12 protein-coding genes are annotated in these 19,023 nt (G+C 67.2%); 6 read left to right on the forward strand and 6 right to left on the reverse strand.

Going from position 1 to position 19,023, the window contains the following annotated elements; genetic code table 11:
* Positions 1–69 precede the first annotated feature (69 nt).
* The 5 genes from fba to tkt all read right to left on the reverse strand — a co-directional run bounded on the left by fba (position 70) and on the right by tkt (position 6,578).
* Positions 70–1,134: a class II fructose-bisphosphate aldolase gene (gene fba, locus B9N72_RS12110; protein WP_085276654.1), complete on the reverse strand. Its 1,065-nt coding sequence runs from the start codon at positions 1,132–1,134 to the stop codon at positions 70–72.
* A gap of 90 nt (positions 1,135–1,224) precedes the next feature.
* A complete protein-coding gene (locus B9N72_RS12115; RefSeq protein WP_085276655.1) occupies positions 1,225–1,857 on the reverse strand; it encodes a LysE family translocator in 633 nt (210 codons plus the stop codon).
* 310 nt (positions 1,858–2,167) lie between these two features.
* Positions 2,168–3,346 carry a phosphoglycerate kinase gene (locus tag B9N72_RS12120; protein WP_085276656.1) on the reverse strand — a complete coding sequence of 393 codons (1,179 nt, stop codon included), beginning with the start codon at positions 3,344–3,346 and terminating at the stop codon, positions 2,168–2,170.
* A gap of 137 nt (positions 3,347–3,483) precedes the next feature.
* A complete protein-coding gene (gap, locus tag B9N72_RS12125) occupies positions 3,484–4,494 on the reverse strand; it encodes a type I glyceraldehyde-3-phosphate dehydrogenase (RefSeq protein WP_085276657.1) in 1,011 nt (336 codons plus the stop codon).
* Positions 4,495–4,589: 95 nt separating this feature from the next.
* Entirely contained in the window at positions 4,590–6,578 is a 1,989-nt protein-coding gene (gene tkt, locus B9N72_RS12130; RefSeq protein WP_085276658.1) for a transketolase, read from the reverse strand.
* A 219-nt stretch (positions 6,579–6,797) separates the two neighbouring features.
* Here tkt and B9N72_RS12135 point away from each other — a divergent pair, with 219 nt between their 5' ends.
* A complete protein-coding gene (locus tag B9N72_RS12135) occupies positions 6,798–7,547 on the forward strand; it encodes a BPSS1780 family membrane protein (RefSeq protein WP_085276659.1) in 750 nt (249 codons plus the stop codon).
* A gap of 280 nt (positions 7,548–7,827) precedes the next feature.
* On the opposite strand, the gene B9N72_RS12140 is transcribed toward B9N72_RS12135, so the two are convergent.
* On the reverse strand, positions 7,828–8,295 hold the full coding sequence (locus tag B9N72_RS12140; RefSeq protein ID WP_085276660.1) for a GNAT family N-acetyltransferase: 468 nt from the start codon (positions 8,293–8,295) through the stop codon (positions 7,828–7,830).
* A 73-nt stretch (positions 8,296–8,368) separates the two neighbouring features.
* Here B9N72_RS12140 and parC point away from each other — a divergent pair, with 73 nt between their 5' ends.
* From parC to B9N72_RS12165, 5 genes are all read left to right on the forward strand, one after another.
* The gene (gene parC / locus B9N72_RS12145; RefSeq protein ID WP_085276661.1) at positions 8,369–10,744 is read left to right on the forward strand and encodes a DNA topoisomerase IV subunit A; all 2,376 of its coding nucleotides are present in this window, start codon (positions 8,369–8,371) and stop codon (positions 10,742–10,744) included.
* A complete protein-coding gene (locus tag B9N72_RS12150; protein ID WP_085276662.1) occupies positions 10,741–12,300 on the forward strand; it encodes a two-component system sensor histidine kinase NtrB in 1,560 nt (519 codons plus the stop codon). Before parC ends, B9N72_RS12150 begins: the two co-directional genes overlap by 4 nt.
* On the forward strand, positions 12,284–13,630 hold the full coding sequence (locus B9N72_RS12155) for a sigma-54-dependent transcriptional regulator (RefSeq protein WP_085276663.1): 1,347 nt from the start codon (positions 12,284–12,286) through the stop codon (positions 13,628–13,630). The genes B9N72_RS12150 and B9N72_RS12155 overlap by 17 nt, the downstream gene beginning before the upstream one ends.
* A gap of 215 nt (positions 13,631–13,845) precedes the next feature.
* The gene (locus B9N72_RS12160; RefSeq protein ID WP_085276664.1) at positions 13,846–14,571 is read left to right on the forward strand and encodes a response regulator; all 726 of its coding nucleotides are present in this window, start codon (positions 13,846–13,848) and stop codon (positions 14,569–14,571) included.
* A 3-nt stretch (positions 14,572–14,574) separates the two neighbouring features.
* Positions 14,575–18,834, forward strand: a complete 4,260-nt coding sequence (locus B9N72_RS12165; RefSeq protein WP_085276665.1) for an ATP-binding protein — start codon at positions 14,575–14,577, stop codon at positions 18,832–18,834.
* Positions 18,835–19,023 lie beyond the last annotated feature (189 nt).

Genomic DNA, 19,023 nt, shown 5'->3' on the forward strand with positions numbered 1-19,023 from the left:
CGTACAAGTGGTACGGCGAGCATCAGAGGGCCGGGATGGGGCCGCGCAGCCGATTTATTTACCAGCGGCTTACTTGACGATCTGCGCCAGCTCACCCTTCAGGTACTTGTTGGTCATGGTGTCCAGGCTCACCGGCTTGATCTTGCTGGCCATGCCGGCGGCGCCGAAGGCTTCGTAGCGGGCAATCACGATGTCGCGCATGGCGATGGTGCTGGCCGCCAGGTATTTGCGCGGGTCGAACTCTTTCGGGTTCTGCGCCAGGAAACGGCGGATGGCGCCGGTCGAGGCCAGGCGCAGGTCGGTGTCGATGTTGACCTTGCGCACGCCGTGCTTGATGCCTTCCACGATTTCTTCCACCGGCACGCCGTAGGTTTCGCCCAGCTCGCCGCCGAATTCGTTGATGATCTGCAGCCATTCCTGCGGCACCGAGGAGGAGCCGTGCATCACCAGATGGGTGTTGGGGATGCGGGCGTGGATTTCCTTGATGCGGTCGATGCGCAGCACGTCACCGGTGGGCTTCTTGCTGAACTTGTAGGCGCCGTGGCTGGTGCCGATGGCGATGGCCAGCGCGTCCACGCCGGTATCCTTGACGAAGCGGGCGGCTTCTTCCGGATCGGTCAGCAGTTGCGAGTGGTCCAGCACGCCTTCGGCGCCGACGCCGTCTTCTTCACCGGCCATGCCGGTTTCCAGGCTGCCCAGGCAGCCGATTTCACCTTCCACCGACACGCCGCAGGCGTGGGCGAAGTTGACCACGGTGCGGGTGACGTCGACGTTGTAGTCGTAGTCGGCCGGGGTCTTGCCGTCGCTCTTCAGCGAGCCGTCCATCATCACCGAGGAGAAGCCGAGCTGGATCGAGCGCTGGCACACGTCCGGGCTGGTGCCGTGGTCCTGGTGCATCACCACCGGGATGTGCGGGAATTCTTCCACCGCGGCCAGGATCAGGTGGCGCAGGAACGGGGCGCCGGCGTATTTGCGGGCACCAGCCGACGCCTGCACGATCACCGGGGCGTCAACCTTGTCGGCGGCTTCCATGATGGCGCGCATCTGTTCCAGGTTGTTGACGTTGAAGGCCGGCAGGCCGTAGCTGAATTCGGCTGCATGGTCCAGCAGCTGACGCATCGAAACGAGTGCCATGGTAATTCTCCAGAATAAGGCAAGGTGCCGTCATGGCGACGGCACCGGTATCAAATCAAAAGGTTGGCCGAAGCCGATGCCAAACGGCGCTCAGTGTCGGCTGATACCGGACAGCGCCACGCCCGCCGCCATGAACGAGCCGCCGGCGAAGCGGTTCATCCAGGAGAGCCGCAGCGGGCTGTTGAGCCAGCTTCTGAGACGCGAGCCGCCGGCGGCGTAGGCCAGCTGCCAGCTGCTCTCGATCACGTAGAAGGTGCCGGCCAGCGCCATCAGCTGCGGGCCCTGCGGCGCGCTGGCGTCCATGAACTGCGGAAACAGCGCGGTGAAGAACACGAAGGCCTTGGGGTTGCTCATCGCCACCAAGAAGCCGGTGCGAAAGCGCTGCCAGGCGCTGCCTTCGGCGCGGCTGCCGCTATCCGGCCCCTGCCCCAGCGGCTGCGGCGCCGCGCGCCAGGTCTTGATGCCGAGCCAGATCAGGTAGGCCGCGCCGGCGTACTTGACCAGCGAGAACAGCAGTTCGGACGCCGCCAGGATCGCCCCCAGGCCGGCCGCCGAGCCCGCCATGATCAGCCCCAGTGCGGTCAGCAATCCGGCCAGCGTGGGCAGGGTGCGGCGCACACCGTAGCGGATACCGTGCGACAGCGCCAGCAGCATGTTGGGGCCCGGCGTGGCCGAGACGAAGAACACGGTGACGAGGAACAGCAGCCAGGTATTGAGCGACATGGGTTTGACTCCGTTTGGGGTGGCGGACCTTATAGGGTCCGCCAGCTTCGCTGTAGTGTCCAGCCTACTTGCCGGGTTGTTGCGGCGCCGCCACCGTTTAACCGGTTCATCATCCTGCTGCGCGGCCCTGATCGGGGCTCATGTGCACGGCGTGTGAATCTTTCGCTGGGCACATCTGAAGATGTGCACGTTAGAGATTCGCTCCGCGAGCGGAAATCCTCCTGTACCCCAGTACATTCCGCTTCCTGTGCTGCTCTTCACCCCGCTGAGGGCCGCTCGTAACAGATTCTGAACAGGTGTTACGGCCGCTTTACCGCGCGCGCTGCTGCAGAATCGCCACCGCGGGCAGTTCCTTGCCCTCGAGGAATTCGAGGAAGGCACCGCCGCCGGTCGAAATGTAGCTGATCTTGTCGGTCACGCCGAACTTGGCGATGGCCGACAGGGTGTCGCCGCCGCCGGCGATCGAGAAGGCGTCGGATTCGGCGATCGCCTCGGCCAGCACGCGGGTACCGTGGCTGAACTGCTCGAACTCGAACACGCCGACCGGGCCGTTCCACACCACGGTGCCGGCCTGGGCGACGATGTCGGCCAGGGCCTTGGCCGAATCCGGACCGATATCGAGGATCATGTCGTTCTTGGTGACCTCGTCGACCAGCTTCAGCGTGTCCTCGGCGTTCTCGGCGAACTCGCTGGCGCACACCACGTCGGAGGGCAGCGGCACGTCGCCGCCGTGGGCGCGGATCTTGGCGATGACCTTCTTGGCCTCGGCCACCAGTTCCGGCTCGGCCAGGCTCTTGCCGATGCCATGGCCTTCGGCCAGCAGGAAGGTGTTGGCGATGCCGCCGCCGACGATGAGCTGGTCGACCTTGTCGGCCAGCGCCTCGAGGATGGTCAGCTTGGTCGATACCTTGGAGCCGGCGACGATCGCCACCAGCGGGCGTGCCGGGGCTTCCAGCGCCAGCGACAGGGCTTCGAGTTCGGCGGTCAGCAGGATGCCGGCACAGGCCAGCGGGGCGTGCTTGGCCACGGCGTGGGTCGAGGCTTCGGCGCGGTGCGCAGTGCCGAAGGCGTCGTTGACGAACACGTCGCACAGGGCGGCGTAGGCACGGCCCAGTTCGTCGTTGTTCTTCTTCTCGCCGCGGTTCAGGCGCACGTTTTCCAGCATCACCACTTCACCTGGGTGCACCACCAGCGGCTGCTCTTGCCAGCTGTTGTTGACCGGTACGCTCAGGCCCAGGAGTTCGGACAGGCGCTCGGCCACCGGCTCCAGGCTGTCTTCCGGCTTCGGCTCGCCTTCGGTGGGGCGGCCGAGGTGAGTCATCAGGATCACCCCGGCGCCGGCCTTCAGGGCGTGCAGGATGGAGGGCAGGCTGGCGCGGATGCGGGTGTCGTCGCCGATGGTGCCGTGCTTGAGCGGCACGTTCATGTCGACGCGGATCAGCACGCGCTTGCCGGCGAGGTCTTGTTCGGTCAGTTTGAGAAATTGCATGGCTCTATCCGTACGGACGCCGCGCCGGGGGCGCGGCGGTTGTAGGGCGGATGCCCCTTTCGGGGCGATCCGCCGTCGTCGCTGAGGTCTCGTTTGGCGGATCGCCCCTGCGGGGCATCCGCCCTACCCGCATCCTCTTACTGGGCGAACAGCGCGCGGGCGGTGCGCAGCATCTGCTGGCAGAAGCCCCACTCGTTGTCGTACCAGGCCAGCACTTTCACCATGTTGCCGTTGGAGACCTTGGTCAGCGTGGCGTCGAACACCGAGCCTTCGGTGGTGTGGTTGAAGTCGCTGGAGACCAGCGGCAGGGTGTTGTAGCCCAGGATGCCCTTCATCGGGCCTTCGGCGGCAGCCTTGACGATGGCGTTCACTTCTTCCACCGAGGTGGCGCGGCCGGCTTCGAAGGTCAGGTCGACCAGCGACACGTTGATGGTCGGCACGCGCACCGCGAAGCCGTCCAGCTTGCCCTTCAGTTGCGGCAGCACCAGGCCCACGGCCTTGGCGGCGCCGGTCTTGGTCGGGATCATGTTCTCGGTGGCGGAACGGGCGCGGCGCAGGTCCTTGTGGCGCACGTCGGTCAGCACCTGGTCGTTGGTGAAGGCGTGAATGGTGGTCATCAGGCCTTTGACGATGCCGAGCTCGTCGTTCAGCGCCTTGGCTACCGGGGCCAGACAGTTGGTGGTGCAGGAGGCGTTGGACACCACGGTCATGTCGGCGGTCAGCACGTCGTGGTTGACGCCGTAGACGATGGTGGCGTCGACGTCGTCACCGCCCGGGGCGGAGATCAGCACCTTCTTGGCGCCGGCGTCCAGGTGCAGCTGGCACTTTTCTTTGCTGGTGAAGGCGCCGGTGCATTCCAGTACCAGGTCCACGTTCAGCGCTTTCCACGGCAGTTCGGCCGGGTTGCGGGTGGAGAAGAACGGGATCACGTCGCCGTTGACGATCAGGTTCTTCTCGTCGTGGCTCACCTCGGCGGCGAAGCGGCCGTGCACGGTGTCGAACTTGGTCAGGTGGGCGTTGGTGGCCAGGTCGCCCGAGGCATTCACGGCCACGATCTCGAAATCGCCGCGCAGATTGTATTCGTAGATCGAGCGCAGGGCCTGGCGGCCGATACGGCCGTAGCCGTTGATCGCGATACGGATGGTCATGTTGGTTCTCTCCCGGATTTTAAGATAAAGGCGAATTTTGTTGCTTGTCGGCCATCCCGTCATGGCGGGATGGCCTTGATTTTATTTATTCAGGATCAGATGACGGCCAGCGTCTGGGCCACCACGTTGTCGACGGTGAAGCCGAATTCCTTGAACAGCACGGAGGCCGGAGCGGATTCACCGAAGTGGTCGATGCCGACCACGGCGCCTTCCAGGCCCACGTACTTGCGCCAGAAGTCGCTCACGCCGGCCTCGATCGCCACGCGCGGCACGCCGGCGGGCAGCACGCTGGCCTGGTAGGCCTTGTCCTGCTTGTCGAACACGTTGGTCGACGGCATCGACACCACGCGCACCGCCACGCCCTGCTCGGCCAGCGCGGCCTGGGCCTTGAGCGCGAGCTCGACTTCGGAACCGGTGGAGATCAGCACCGCCTTGAGCTCGCCCTGGGCTTCACGCAGCACGTAGCCGCCACGGGCGATGTCGGCGATCTGCTGGGCGTCGCGTGCCACGAACGGCAGGTTCTGGCGACTCAGGATCAGGTTGCTCGGCGTGGTCTTCTGTTCGATGGCGTGCGCCCAGGCCACGGCGGTCTCGGTGGTGTCGCACGGACGCCAGGTGTTCATGTTGGGGATGTAGCGCAGCGTGGCGACCTGCTCCACCGGCTGGTGGGTCGGGCCGTCTTCGCCGAGGCCGATCGAGTCGTGGGTGAACACGAAGATCGGGTTGGTCTTCATCAGCGCGGCCATGCGCAGCGCGTTGCGGGCGTATTCGCTGAACATCAGGAAGGTGCCGCCGTACGGGCGCAGGCCGCCGTGCAGCGTCATGCCGTTGATGATCGCGGCCATGCCGAATTCGCGCACGCCGTAGCTGATGTAGTTGCCGTTGCCCTGCTCGTCGATCCACTTCGAGCCGGACCAGTTGGTCAGGTTGGAACCGGTCAGGTCGGCCGAGCCGCCGACGAATTCCGGCAACAGCGGCGAGAACGCCTCGAGCGCGATCTGGCTCGCCTTGCGCGTGGCCACGGTCTGGGCGGCGTCGTTGATCTTGGCGATGGCGGCGGCCTTGGCGTCTTCCCAGCCCTGCGGCAGCGCGCCCTGCATGCGGCGTTCGAATTCGGCGGCCAGTTCCGGGTAGGCGGCGCGGTAGCGGGCGAACAGGCTGTTCCACTCGTTTTCGCGGGCCGCGCCGGCGTCGCGGGCGCCCCAGGCGGTGTAGATCTCGGCCGGCATCTCGAACGGCGCGTGCGGCCAGTTCAGGTGTTCGCGCGCGGCGGCGATCTCGGCCGCGCCCAGCGGCGCGCCGTGCACGTCGTGGCCGCCCTGCTTGTTCGGGGCGCCCTTGCCGATGGCGGTCTTGCAGCAGATCAGGGTCGGGCGGTCGGCGGTTTTCCTGGCGGTCTGGATCGCGGTCTGGATTTCTTCGGCGTCGTGGCCGTCGACGTTGCGGATCACCTGCCAGCCGTAGGCTTCGAAGCGCGCCGGGGTGTCGTCGGTGAACCAACCTTCGACATCGCCGTCAATGGAGATGCCGTTGTCGTCCCAGAATGCCACCAGCTTGCCCAGGCCCCAGGTGCCGGCCAGCGAGCAGGCCTCGTGCGAGATGCCTTCCATCAGGCAGCCGTCGCCGAGGAACACCCAGGTGGTGTGATCAACCACCGGGAAGCCTTCGCGGTTGAACTCGGCGGCCAGCATCTTCTCGGCCAGCGCCATGCCGACGGCATTGGTGATGCCCTGGCCCAGCGGACCGGTGGTGGTCTCGATGCCGGGCGCGTAGCCGTATTCCGGGTGGCCCGGGGTCTTGGAGTGCAGCTGGCGGAAGTGTTTGAGGTCCTCGATCGACAGGTCGTAACCGGTCAGGTGCAGCAGGCTGTACAGCAGCATCGAGCCGTGGCCGTTGGAGAGCACGAAGCGGTCGCGGTTGGACCAGTGCGGGTTGGCCGGATTGTGCTTCAGGTGATCGCGCCACAGGACTTCGGCGATATCAGCCATGCCCATCGGGGCGCCGGGGTGACCGGATTTGGCCTGTTCCACCGCGTCCATGGCGAGAAAGCGGATGGCGTTGGCAAGCTCGGTACGGGAGACCATTCGGGAGAAACCTCGAAACTGTAGTGGGTCAACTACGGAAACCGGCGCGGGCCGCTGCCGTTACAGTGGCCGAAGCGGCGGAACCGTCGCTAAATCATGAAATTATCGCTGATTTGACCCCCGGGCGGCAACCGGCTGCCGCCAGTTCGGGACGGCAGCGATCAACCTTGTCATATTGTTGGGGCTATGATGGAAGCTGAGCCCCGAGGATCGGAGTTTATGAGCGATTTTTTTACCTCTCCGCCGGGGACCATCACCCCGACGTCGCCGCCGCAACCGCGCCAGGTGGGCGCGGCGCATGGCTGGCGCTGGATCGTCGAATCTTTCCTGATCGTGCGTGACCAGCCACTGACCTGGGCGCTGTTCGCCCTGGCCTATTTCGGGCTGCATCTTCTGGTCAGCTCGCTGCCGATGATCGGCGGCCTGCTGGCGTTCCTGCTGGGGCCGTTGTTCGCCGGCGGCTTCGTGCTGGCGGCAGCACGTGCCGAGCACCATGACGAACTGGGGGTGGCCGACCTGTTCGGTGGTTTCCGCCGCGCCGGCCAGGCCCTGTTCGGCGTCGGCCTGCTCTATCTGGCGCTGTTGCTGGCGGCGCTGCTGGGGTTCGGGGTGCTGTTGCGGTTGCTGGGGGGGACGGTGCCGACGCCCGAGATGATGAGCGCGCCGGGCCACGTCGGAACCATGATGGCGAGCATGCTGCTGGGGGGCGTGATCGTGTTCGTGGTCAATCTAGCCTACTGGTTCGCGCCGGCGCTGGTGGTGCAGAACGGCCTGGCGGCGTGGCCGGCCCTCAAGCTCAGCATCCGTGCCGGACTCGTCAACTGGCCGGCGGTGCTGACCTGCGGACTGATGCTGACCGTGTTGTTCGTGCTGGCGGCTCTGCCCTTGTTTCTTGGCCTGCTGCTGTGGTTCCCGGTGGTTTACGTCACCGGCTATACCGCGTGGAAGGATGTGTTCGGCCAACCTTGAGAACCACTCCGCATCAGGCGGTGGTGCCGCTGCCGCTCGGTGGCCGGACGTACTGCGCGCCAATCCGGCGCTGCGCCAATCCCTGTGAGCCGATCCCTGTGAGCCGATCCATCGCTGAGCCAATCTAAAGATTGGCACGCAGAGATTGGCTCAGCGATACGGAATCCTCATAGACTCTGTGTCCATTCCGGTGCCGCTGGGCTGGTAGCACTCAACCTGCTTTCGCTCGCTCGCCTACTGTGGCAGGTTGACGCCTGATCGGGAAGGCGGGACTGAAGTCTCACTCGTCGAGCGGGCGGCGCATGTCGACGTGCAGGATGCCGCCGTCGTCGTAGGGTTCGGACACGCGCTCGAAGCCGAAGTGGACGTAGAAGTCCTGGGCGTAGGCCTGCGCCGACAGCATCATCGGCGCGCCGGGAAACAGCCGCGCGGTGCGCAGCACGGCCTCGGCCATCAGCTGGCGGCCGACGCCGCTGCCGCGCCAGTCCGGTTCCACCACCACGCGGCCGATGGCGGCGGCGTCCGGGTATTTCCGTTCCGGCGCGATCAGCCGGGCGTAGGCCACCAGCCTGCCCTGGCCGTCGCGGCCGGTCAGATGCCAGCAATCGAGGTCGGTGCCGTCGATGTCCTCGTAGATCGAGCGCTGCTCGACCACGAACACCCGGCCGCGCAGCTGCAGCATTTCGTACAGGGTGTGCAGAGTGAAGCCGTCGAAACGGTGGCATTGCCACTGGATGAAGCTGGCCATAGTACAATCCTCCCCGATCAATTCCGACAACCAACATACCATGACATGCGCCTTGGCGCGTGTCCGGCCCGCCATGGACAACAACGACCTCTTCGCAGACGATATCGCCGAGCCTGCCGTGGCCGGCACTCCCCCCGCCGCGCCGCCGCCGCCCGTCGCCGACGGCGACGCCGGCGAGTGGATTCCGCTCGACCTGTACGCCGAGCGCGCCTACCTCGAATACGCCATGAGCGTGGTCAAGGGCCGTGCGCTGCCCGAAGTGGCCGACGGCCAGAAACCGGTGCAGCGCCGCATCCTGTACGCCATGCGCGACATGGGCCTGACACATGGCGCCAAGCCGGTGAAATCGGCGCGCGTGGTCGGCGAAATCCTCGGTAAATACCACCCGCACGGCGACAGCTCGGCTTATGAGGCGCTGGTGCGCATGGCGCAGGACTTCACGCTGCGCTACCCACTGATTGACGGTCAGGGCAACTTCGGCTCGCGTGACGGTGACGGCGCGGCGGCGATGCGTTACACCGAAGCGCGCCTGACACCGATCGCCGAACTGTTACTGTCCGAGATCGACATGGGCACGGTCGACTTCGTGCCCAACTACGACGGCGCCTTCGACGAGCCGGCACTGCTGCCGGCCCGGCTGCCGATGGTGCTGCTCAACGGCGCCTCCGGTATCGCGGTCGGCCTCGCCACCGAGATTCCGCCGCACAACCTGACCGAGGTGGCTGGCGCCGCCGTCGCCCTGCTCGACAACCCCGAACTCAGCACCGCCGAGCTGATGGCTTACGTGCCGGGGCCGGACTTCCCCGGCGGCGGCCAGATCATCACTCCGGCCGAAGACATCCTCGCCGCCTATGAAAGCGGCCGTGGCAGCGTGCGCGTGCGCGCCAAGTGGGAAGTGGAAAAACTGGCGCGCGGCCAGTGGCGCGTGATCGTGTCCGAGCTGCCGCCGGGTTCCTCTGCCCAGAAGGTGCTGGCCGAGATCGAGGAAGCGACCAACCCCAAGGTCAAGGCTGGCAAGAAGGCGCTGACCCAGGAGCAGCAGAACCTGAAGAGCCTGATGCTGTCGCTACTGGACCGCGTGCGTGACGAATCCGATAGCGAGCAGCCGGTGCGGCTGGTGTTCGAACCCAAGTCGAGCCGGCAGGACCCGAACGAGTTCATCAACGTGCTGCTGGCGCAAACCAGCCTCGAGGGCAACGCCTCGCTCAACCTGGTGATGATCGGGCTCGACGGCCGCCCTGGCCAGAAGGGGCTGAAGCCCATCCTCGCCGAGTGGCTGGATTTCCGCCGCACCACGGTGACGCGCCGCCTCGAGCATCGTCTCTCCCAGGTGGACAAGCGCATCCACATCCTCGAAGGCCGGATGATCGCCTTCATCCACATCGACGAGGTGATCCGCGTCATCCGCGAATCGGACGAGCCCAAGCCCGACCTGATCAAGGCCTTCGGCCTGACCGAAATCCAGGCCGAGGACATCCTGGAAATCCGCCTGCGCCAGCTGGCGCGGCTGGAAGGCTTCAAGCTGGAGAAGGAGCTGTCCGAACTGCGCGAGGAGCGCGAAGGGCTGCGCCACCTCCTGGCCACGCCCGATGCACTCACCGGGCTGATGCGCGACGAGATCCAGGCCGACGCCGCCAAGTACGGCGACGCGCGCCGCAGCGAGATCAAGGCCGCCGAGCGCGCGGTGCTGACGCAGACCATCGCCGACGAACCGGTCACCATCATCCTGTCGCAGAAGGGCTGGATCCGCGCCCGCGTCGGCCACAACGTCGATTTGAGCGCGCTTTCCTTCAAGGACGGCGACGCGCTCGCCACCGTGGTGGAAACGCGCACCGTGTGGCCGGTCATCGTGCTGGATTCCAAGGGCCGCGCCTACACCGTCGATCCCGCCGTGGTCCCGACCGGGCGCGGCGACGGCGTGCCGGTGGCGTCGCTGGTCGAGCTGCAGGACGGCGCCAAGCCGGCGCAGCTGTTGTCCGGTCCGGACAGCACGCGCTTCGTGCTGGCCAACTCCGGCGGCTACGGCTTCATCGCCAAGCTCGGCGACATGGCCGGGCGGGTCAAGGCCGGCAAGGCGTTCATGACGCTGGAGGACGGCGAGAGCGTGCTCCCGCCGCTGGCCGTGCCGTCTTCGGCCAACCTGGAGGCGCTGCGGCTGGTGGCGGCCGCCGACAACGGCCGCCTGCTGGCGTTCCCGGCCGGCGAGCTGAAGGAACTGGCCAAGGGCCGCGGCCTGATGCTGATGCAGCTGGGCGAGGGCGAAGCGCTCACCGCGATCGGCCTCGTCGGCGGCGATAAGGCGCTCTTGGCGGCGCAGTCGGTGCGCGGCAAGCAGAGCGAGGAGAAGATCGCGCTCGCCGAGTACGACGGCAAGCGCGCGCGGCGCGGCCAGCTGCTGCCGAAGAAATGGCTGGTGACGGCCATCGTCGATCCGGCCGGACGCGCATGATCGAGCTGCCGCGTTCGCTCACGCTGCCTTCGGCCAACGCGCTCAGGTTGTTCAACGCGTTCCGCGGCACCATCGTGCTGGTGCTGCTGCTGGTGTCGCAGCTGCACGGCTTCGACGGCGAACCCTTGCTGGTGGCCGGGCCGGCGTTCTACAGCTGGGTGCTGGCCTACTCCATCCTGATCGGGCTGTGGCTGTCGCTCGGGCGCGGCCCGCTGGCGCACGGCGTGCAGGTCACGCTGGGGGTCAGCGTCGATATCGTCATGATCGTTGCGCTGATGGCGCTCAATGGCGGCGTGAGAAGCGGTTACGGCGTGTTACTGCTGCCTTACCTGGCGGTGGCCGGTCTGCTGGCGTCGGGGCGCTACGCGCTGTTCTACGCCGCGCTGGCCAGCCTGGCGCTGCTGGGAGTCACGCTGTACGACATCCTGGCGCTGAACGGCACCACCGGCGAACTGGTACAGGCGGCGCTGTTGGCCAGCGCCGGTTTCGTCACCAGCGTCACTACCCACCAACTGGCCCGGGTGGCGCGCGAGTCGGAGCAACTCGCCGCGGCGCGCGGCAGCGAGATCGCCCAGCTCAACCGCCTCAACGAGCTGGCCCTGCAGAGCCTGCGCGAGGCGGTGCTGGTGCTCGACCAGGAAGGTCGGGTGCGCCAGTTCAACGATGCCGCCACGCGCCACTTCGGCCTGGTCGAGCGTGGCAAGCTGCTGCCCGAGTTGGCGGCGCCGGTGGCGCACTGGCGCCAGGACGGCTCTCCCTTGCTGGCGCGGCCGGTGCAGCTCAACGCCCAGCCCCATCCGCTGATCGGGCGCATGGTGCCGATCCTGACCGGGGAGACCCCGACGCTGCTGCTGTTCCTGCGCGAGACGCGCGAGCTGGCGGAAGAGGCGCGCCAGCTCAAGCTGGCGGCGCTGGGGCGGCTGACGGCCAATATCGCCCACGAAATCCGCAACCCGCTGGCGGCGATCAGCCACGCCGCCGAGCTGTTGGGCGAGGACGCCGTCGACCCTTCCACGCGGCGCCTGACGACGATGGTGCGCGACAATACGCGGCGCATCGACCGCCTGGTGGAAGAGGTGCTGGCGCTCAACCGACGCGACCGGGTGCGCCCCGAGGTGCTGCGCCCGGCGACGGTGCTGGCCGAGCTGGTGGAGCAGTTCGTGCTCGGCGAAACCGCCGCCGCCGGGCGCATCATCACCACCTTCAACAGCCCGCGCGCCATGATCTTCGACCGTGGCCACCTGGCGCAGATTGTCGGCAATCTGCTGGCCAACGGCTGGCGTTACTGCCAGCGCCATACCGGTTCCCTGCGCATCGAGGTCGACGAGAGCGAGAGCGCGCTGTTGATCGACGTGGTGGACGACGGGCCCGGCGTCGGCGCCGAGCACCAGTCCCGCCTGTTCGAACCGTTCTACACCACCGAAAGCAGCGGCACCGGCCTCGGGCTCTACATCGCCCGCGAGCTGGCCGAAGCCAACGATGCCCTGCTCGCCTACCTGAGTCCGGGCGGACGTTTCAGACTGTACTGCCGGAAAGCCTATGACCAAAACCCTTAATCGCCGCGTGCTGGTCGTCGACGACGAGCCGGACATCCGCGAACTGCTGGAACTGACGCTGATCAAGATGGGGCTGGAGGTGGTCACCGCCGCCAGCGTCGGCGACGCCTGCCGCCAGCTGTCGCGCCAGCCGTTCGACCTGGCGTTGACCGACATGCGCCTGCCGGATGGCGAAGGGCTGGCGGTGGTCGAGCACATCGGCCAGGCCGGGCTCGACGTGCCGGTGGCGGTGATCACCGCCTACGGCAGCGCCGACAACGCGGTGGCGGCGATGAAGGCCGGCGCCTTCGACTACCTGCAAAAGCCGGTCAGCCTGGCGCAGCTGAGGACGCTGGTGCAGTCGGCGCTGGCGCTGGAGGGGCGCACGGCCGGCGGCGCCGTGGACGGCACGGTGCGGCTGGCGGGTGAATCGCCGGCGATGCAGGAGGTGCGGCGGCTGATCGAGCGGCTGGCGCGCACCCAGGCCGCGGTCTACATCCACGGCGAGTCCGGCACCGGCAAGGAGCAGGCGGCGCGGCTGATCCACGAGCAGGGGCCGCGCGCGGCGCGTCCGTTCGTGCCGGTCAACTGCGGCGCCATCCCGGAAAACCTGATGGAGAGCGAATTCTTCGGCCATCGCAAGGGGGCCTTCACCGGCGCCGACAATGAGCGCGACGGCTTCTTCCAGCAGGCCAACGGCGGCACGCTGTTCCTCGACGAAGTGGCCGACCTGCCGCTGGCGATGCAGGTCAAGCTATTGCGCGCGATCCAGGAGAAGCGCGTGCGCAAGCTGGGCGGCGGCCCCGAGGAGGCGGTCGACGTGCGCCTGTTATGCGCCACCCACCACGACCTGGCGGCGCTGGTCGACAGCGGCGCGTTCCGCCAGGACCTCTACTACCGCCTCAACGTGATCCAGCTCACCATGCCGCCGCTGCGCGAGCTGCGCGAGGACATCCCGCTGTTCGTCGGCCGCCTGCTGGAGCGGCTGGCCGGCGACGGCGCCCGCCCGCGCCTCAGCCCGGACGCGGTGAAGGCGCTGTTGGGGTACAACTATCCCGGCAACTTCCGCGAACTGGAAAACATCCTCGAACGCGCCGCGGCGCTGGCCAGCGACGGGCGGGTGGACGTGGCCGACCTGCAGTTGTCCGATGCCGCATGCAGCGAGGGCGGCGCTGAGCCGCCGGTGGCGGGCGGAGGCGAAGGGCTGCAGGAGTACCTCGACCGCGTCGAGCGCGACGCCATCGTCAAGGCGCTGCAGGCGACCCGTTTCAACCGCACCCAGGCGGCCAAGCTGCTCGGGGTCAGCTTCCGCTCGTTGCGCTATCGCCTGGAGCGGTTGGGCATCAAGTAGCCCCGCCCGGGTTGGCCGAAGCCGGGCTGTCTCGGGGTTCGGCCAACCTGGCCGGGCAAGCCCCGGGTCATCCAGGACCATGACAGCATCTGAAGCGGGGTGGTGATGAGTCGCTGTCGGCTCTCCGTCGCCATGCCAAACGGCTAATTTTCTTGCTTCGGCGCCCGCTTCACGTCCATCATGGAGGCTCAAGCCCCATGCTGAGGTGCTACCGAATGAGTGTCGACTTTGCCAGACTCAAGGTCTTGGTGGTGGACGACCAGATTCTGATCCGAACCCTGATGACGCAGGCCCTGCGCAATATGGGCCTGCGCCCGGAGGCCATCCTGCAGGCGGCCGACGGTGCTGCCGCCATTCGCACCCTGGATATCCGCCAGGTCGACCTGGTGCTGTGCGATATCCAGATGGACGGCCTGGACGGTATCGGACTCTTGAAAGAACTGCGCTGCGGGCAGACCGCCAACCCGTCCAACCTGCCCTTCATTTTCCTGTCCGGGCACGCCGACCGCAGCAACGTGCTGGCCGCGGCGCGCCTGCACGCCGACGGTTTCATCGTCAAACCACCCAAGCCGGCCGACGTGGAAAAGGCGATCGAACTGGCCATGACCAAGCCGCGGCCTGAGGCGGACCCGTTCCGCTATTTCGTGGTGTCGACCAGCTCTGGTCAAGTGCAGCACCTCAGCCAGCCCCACGCCTCCACCCTGCTCGAACACGCGGCGCTGGACGAGCATCACCATGCTGCCGGCACCCTGCTGCCTCTGGAGGGGGTCAAGCCCGGCATGGTGCTGGCACGCGATCTGACCAATCTGTCCGGCCACCTGCTGCTGCCCAAGGGCACCCGCATCACCGCCACCCAGCTTGCCGCCTTGCGCAACTTCCGCGACCGCTACGGCGTCAGCCATCTTTCCATCGTGGAGCCTGACCAGCCGGGTCGGGACTGAGCCATGACCGACGGCAAGGGGCGCTGGACGCAGACGGTTGCCATCGGCCGGGCGGTGGTGCTGGTGGTGATCGTGCTGGGCGTGCTGCAGGGGCTGGCCTCCTACCTGCTGCTCCAGGACTCGCTGCACCAGTACCGCCGTGCCCAATGGCTGGACGACCTCAACCGCGCCTCGCACCAACTGTTCCTTGCCGCCGACTTTCTGGAACGGGAAGGCGCCCAGACCCGCATCCTGCTGGTGCGTGCGCAGCCGCCGGGGCGCTACGAGCTTCCCGAGTTGCAGCGCCTGCGTCAGCAGGGCGACCGGGCCTTGGCCGAGGCGCTGCACAGAGTGGAGATGCTGGAAGGGACGAAGGACCGGGCCAACCTGGCCGCGATCCGCCAGCGTTATGACCATCTTGCCAAGCTGCGCAGCGAGATCGACCGTTATCTGCAACATCACCCTGGCCGGGCCGACGAAAGCCTGGCCTTCAGCTGGCAACTGGCCAGCAACCACCTGTTCGAAAGCATCGACGCCGAACTCGCCAACCACTCGTACCGCCTTGGCGACGATGACAACGAGTTCCTGAGCCGGCTTGCCGGGGTCAAGTTCAATGCCTGGCTGCTGCGCCGTGCGATCGGCAGCGAAGGGTCGGCCCTGCTGATGCGCCTCGAGCTGAAACGGCGCCTCAACGCCAGTGACGAGGCCGACCTGGCGTCCCAGCGCGAACGTGGCCTGCTGATGCTGGAGCTGTTGCAGAGCAATATCCGCTATCTCGGTCCGGGCGAGCTGTCGCAGCGACTGACCAAGCTCAACGCGGCGACCTACCAGCTGTTCCGCATGAGCAACGCGCAACTTGCCGAATTGCAGGGCGCGGCGGCCTCGCTGCCGGTCAGTGGGGTCTATGTGGAGGCCATACGCCGGGCGCACGACGAAGTGCTGTTCCTGTTCGACGACGCCTCCCGGCTGGCGGAATCGACGCTGGAGGAGCATCGTCAGGCGCTTTATCGCGAGCTGCAGCTGACGGTGTTCGCCTCCCTGCTGGCGTTCGCGCTGTACGCGGCGCTGCTGTTCGCCGTGATGCGCCGCATCCTGCGCCCGCTCCGGCGCCTGCAGCAGGTGCTGGACGCCACCCGCGACGCCATCCTCACGGTTAACGATGATGGCATCATCCAGATGGCCAACGTGGGGGCCGAGACGCTGTTCGGCTATCGTCGCAACGAACTGCCGGGGCGGGCGTACGGCGAGCTGCTGGAGCTGGCGCCTGCCGCGCCGCCGGAGGACGCCGTCGCACCGGAGCATGTCGAGACCCGCTTGCAGGGGGTCGGTATCCGCCGCGACGGCAGCCGCTTCTTTACCGGCGTCACCTTGAGCGGCATGGCGCGAGGGCGCTTCGGGCGCCATTCCCGTCGCTTGCTGGTGGTGCGCGACGAGCACGAACAACGCCTGGCGGAAATGGCGCACGCGCGCAGCCTGGCCCTGCTGTCGGCGATCTCCGAAGTGACCTCGCTGCTGCTGGCCAATCGTGCCCGCCTGCACGTTTTCACCCGGCTGCTGGCGCTGTTTCTCGAATTCTGCCATGCCGCCGAGGGTGGGCTGATCGTGGTCGAACCCGATCCGGACGGCGGCCAGCGCTTCCGTTTCCTGGCCCGGCAAGGATGCCGCGACACTCAGGCCTGGGACGTTCTGCTGGATTCGCTCTCCGAACTGCTGGTGATGGCCGACGGCCACATGGAGCGGGAAATCGGGGGGGCGCCGTGGTGGCTGCTGCCGGTCCGGCAGGAACAGCGGCTGGTGGCGCTGGTGTGCCTGAAAGCACCGGACCGGGACGCCATGGTGCAGGTGCAGGACGCCCTGCTCGCGGCGTTTGCCAGCATCATGGGCTTCTACGCCGAAGAAAACCGCCGCAAGGCATCGGAGCAGCGGCTGCGGACCGTGTTGCAGGAAGAGGAGGCCGTGTACGCGGCCTCGCCGGTCGGCTTGCTGCGCATCGACGAAGACTTCCGGATACTGCGCGCCAACCACGCGGCGGAACAGCTCTTCGGCACCGCACGCGGCGGCTTGCTGCCGTTGCATCTGTTCGAACTGGTCGCCGACCAGCAAATCTGGATTCCGCTCGGGCAGGCGTTGTGCAGCGCACGCGAACAGGGCGGCCGCGTGCAGTATGAGGCGGAATGCCTGCGCAGCAACGGCATGCCGGTGTGGGTGCTGATCGAGGGGCAGGCCCTGCACGGCGAGAGTGTCCAGGGCGGCATGATTCTGGCCTGCCTCGACATCACCGAGCGCAAGCTGGCCGAGTTCGCCCTGCAGCAGGCGCGCGACGAGGCGGCGGAATCCCGCCACCAGCTGCTGGGAGCGATCGAGTCCATTTCCGAGGCCTTCGTGTTGTACGGCCCGCACGATCAGCTGCTGCTGTGCAACCAGCGGTTCGCCGACCTGGTCAGCGAGGGACGGTCGTCCGACGCCCTGCTCGGCATCTCGTTCGAGGACACGGTATGGGCGATGCTGCAGCGTGGCGAGCGTCCCGAGCCGGGTTTTGACGCCGAGCAGTGGCTCGCCGAGCGGGTGCATCGCCACCGTATGGGCGCCTCGTCCTTTTCGCTGCAGCTGGGCGAGGCGTGGTGGCAGATCAACGAACGGCAGATTCCCGGGCGCGGCACGGTCGGGGTCTGGGCCAACATCACCGCGCTCAAGCAGCAGGAGGCGGAGCTGATCGAGGCTTGCCGTCAGGCCGACAGCGCCAATCATGCCAAGAGCGCCTTCCTGGCGGCGATGAGCCACGAGATCCGCACGCCGATGAACGGCGTGCTGGGCATGGTCGAGCTGCTGGCGCTGACCCCGCTCGATTCCGAGCAGCGTGACGCGGTGGACACCATCCAGGAGTCGGCCAAGACCCTGCTGCGCCTGATCGACGACATCCTGGATTTTTCCAAGATCGAGGCCGGCCGGCTCGACCTCTCGCCCGAGGCGGCGTCGGTGGCCGACATCGTCGCCCAGGTGCATGGGCTGTACCAGGAAAACGCCCGGCGCAAGGGGCTATGGTTCACCACCTGGGTCGACGATCGGGTGGCACCCTGCCTGTTGCTGGATTCACTGCGGCTACGCCAGATCCTGCAGAACTTCGTCAGCAACGCGCTCAAGTTCACCCAGCAAGGCTCGGTCGAGATTCGCGTCTCGCTGCTGGCGGAGGACGCGCTGGCCCAGACCCTGCGTTTCGACGTCGTCGACACCGGCATCGGCATGACCGCCGATACGGTGGCGCGCCTGTTCGAGCCGTTCACTCAGGCCGAGAGCGATACCACCCGCCGCTTCGGCGGTACCGGGCTGGGGCTGGCCATCTGCCGACGCCTGGCCAGGCTGATGGGAGGGGAAGTCGGTCTCGACAGCGAGCCGGGGCAAGGCAGCTGCGCCACGCTGACGCTGTCGGCGGCGGTGGTGGCGGCGCCAGCCGCGCCGGTGGCCGACGCTCCGTTCCCGCCCCTGGGCCTCGACCGCGCGGCGCTGGCCGGTTTCAAGCCGATCCTGTTCGTCGAGGACAACCCGACCAATCGCAAGCTGGGACAGAAGCAGCTGGAGTTGCTGGGCTACCCGGTCGAGGTGGCGGAAGACGGCGTGCAGGCCTTGCAGCGCTGGCGCAGCGGGCACTTCTCGCTGATTCTGACCGACTGTCACATGCCGGTGATGGACGGCTATCAGCTGGCACGCGCTATCCGCCAGCACGAGCAGCTTGGCGAGGGCGGCGGCCGGATTCCGATCGTCGCCTGTACCGCCAACGCCGGCAAGGAAGAGGCCGACCGCGCGCTGGCGGCCGGCATGGATGATTTTCTCACCAAGCCGCTCAACCTGGCCCAGCTTGGCGGGATGCTGGAGAAGTGGCTGTGCAGTCCGGTCGTGGCGGACAAGGCGGCGGTTGTGCCCGGCCGGGAGCCGGCGGCGCCGAAAGGCGAGCCGGTGGAGCGCTCCGCCCTGGCGGTCTACAGCAATGGCGACCGCATGCTGGAATGGGAAATCCTGCAGGACTTCCTGCAGAGCAACCTGGAAGACGTCGCCGCGCTGCGCGCCGCGGTAGACGCGAACGACAGCGCGCGCGTGGCATGGGCCGCGCACCGCATCAAGGGGGCCAGCCGCATGGTCGGGGCCATGGCGCTGGGTGCGGTGGCCGAGACGCTGGAAACGGCCGCACGCCGGCCGGAACCGGGCGAGTTCGCGGCCGCGATGGCGGACTTCGAGGCCCGGTTGCAGGAATTCACCGACTGGCTGGAGGCGGAAGGCCAGTCGGCCTGAGCCGGCGCACACGCTGGTCCGTGTCGCCATAAAAAAGCTCATGGTCAGCCGGAGCTTCGGAAGAACAGGTCGCTGACACATACTGACTTTGAAGCCTGGCACGAATCTATCCGGATGCTTGACGGGCAGCTCAGCCCGATCCTTGCCGTGAGCCGCTCCTGACGGCCCTCAAAAAGCCCTCAGTCTGAA

The sequence above is a fragment of the Pseudogulbenkiania subflava DSM 22618 genome, from assembly GCF_900177275.1.
Taxonomy (GTDB): Bacteria; Pseudomonadota; Gammaproteobacteria; order Burkholderiales; family Chromobacteriaceae; genus Pseudogulbenkiania; species Pseudogulbenkiania subflava.

What these genes read in the sequence shown, in the direction of transcription:
- B9N72_RS12135 (WP_085276659.1), top strand. Translation starts at nt 6,798, where the DNA reads ATGAGCGATTTTTTTACCTCTCCGCCGGGGACCATCACCCCGACGTCG.
- B9N72_RS12120 (WP_085276656.1), bottom strand. Translation starts at nt 3,346, where the DNA reads ATGCAATTTCTCAAACTGACCGAACAAGACCTCGCCGGCAAGCGCGTG.
- B9N72_RS12150 (WP_085276662.1), top strand. Translation starts at nt 10,741, where the DNA reads ATGATCGAGCTGCCGCGTTCGCTCACGCTGCCTTCGGCCAACGCGCTC.
- B9N72_RS12155 (WP_085276663.1), top strand. Translation starts at nt 12,284, where the DNA reads ATGACCAAAACCCTTAATCGCCGCGTGCTGGTCGTCGACGACGAGCCG.
- fba (WP_085276654.1), bottom strand. Translation starts at nt 1,134, where the DNA reads ATGGCACTCGTTTCGATGCGTCAGCTGCTGGACCATGCAGCCGAATTC.
- tkt (WP_085276658.1), bottom strand. Translation starts at nt 6,578, where the DNA reads ATGGTCTCCCGTACCGAGCTTGCCAACGCCATCCGCTTTCTCGCCATG.
- B9N72_RS12115 (WP_085276655.1), bottom strand. Translation starts at nt 1,857, where the DNA reads ATGTCGCTCAATACCTGGCTGCTGTTCCTCGTCACCGTGTTCTTCGTC.
- B9N72_RS12160 (WP_085276664.1), top strand. Translation starts at nt 13,846, where the DNA reads ATGAGTGTCGACTTTGCCAGACTCAAGGTCTTGGTGGTGGACGACCAG.
- B9N72_RS12140 (WP_085276660.1), bottom strand. Translation starts at nt 8,295, where the DNA reads ATGGCCAGCTTCATCCAGTGGCAATGCCACCGTTTCGACGGCTTCACT.
- gap (WP_085276657.1), bottom strand. Translation starts at nt 4,494, where the DNA reads ATGACCATCCGTATCGCGATCAACGGCTACGGCCGTATCGGCCGCCAG.
- parC (WP_085276661.1), top strand. Translation starts at nt 8,369, where the DNA reads ATGGACAACAACGACCTCTTCGCAGACGATATCGCCGAGCCTGCCGTG.
- B9N72_RS12165 (WP_085276665.1), top strand. Translation starts at nt 14,575, where the DNA reads ATGACCGACGGCAAGGGGCGCTGGACGCAGACGGTTGCCATCGGCCGG.